Annotated in this window: 1 protein-coding gene; it reads right to left on the bottom strand. The window is 71.0% G+C overall.

All coding sequences use genetic code 11. From position 1 onward, the window contains the following. Positions 1–468 (bottom strand): endonuclease/exonuclease/phosphatase family protein (locus AC1DWF_RS38535; RefSeq protein ID WP_476843662.1); only part of this gene is annotated, 468 nt, incomplete at its 3' end. Between the last annotated feature and the right edge of the window lie 53 nt (positions 469–521).

Below are 521 nucleotides of genomic sequence, written 5' to 3'. Positions count from 1 at the left end.
GAGGTGGATGGAGAGCAGCCGGAGCATCCGGCCCTCCACCTCCACCGTGATGTCGGTGCCCCGGCGCAGCGAGAAGCGCTCGTCCGGGATGGTGTCCAGCTCCTCCAGGTCGGCGTTGCGGATGGCGCGGAGGCTGCGCCGCACGGCGAAGCCTGTGCGCTGGATGTCGCGCTCGTCGGGGAAGAAGAAGTTGTAGTTGCTGATATCGAGGACGCGGGCGGCTGCCTCCGGCCCGTCCACCTCCTGCAGCGCCAGGATGTCGGCATCGAGTCGGCGGGCGTAGTCGGCGAGGCGGGTGAAGTCGGCGCCCTGCCGCGGCGTGAGGTCGCGCGGCAGGGCGCGGTCGCCGGCGGGGCGGAGGGTCAGCCAGGCGATGTTCCAGGTCGCGAGCTTGATCTCGGCGGCCCCCACGGGAGCAGCCAGTGGGGCCGCGGCGAGGAGGAGGATCGTGAGGAAAATCCGGGACATGCGGCATCCTGACCGCAAATCGGATTCGCGGCGAGCCGCCCCGGCTTCGTTGG

Source organism: Aminobacter sp. P4_D5, from assembly GCF_056401815.1.
The sequence above is the reverse complement of the archived record's forward strand: the minus strand, read 5'-3'. Positions and strand labels throughout refer to the sequence as shown.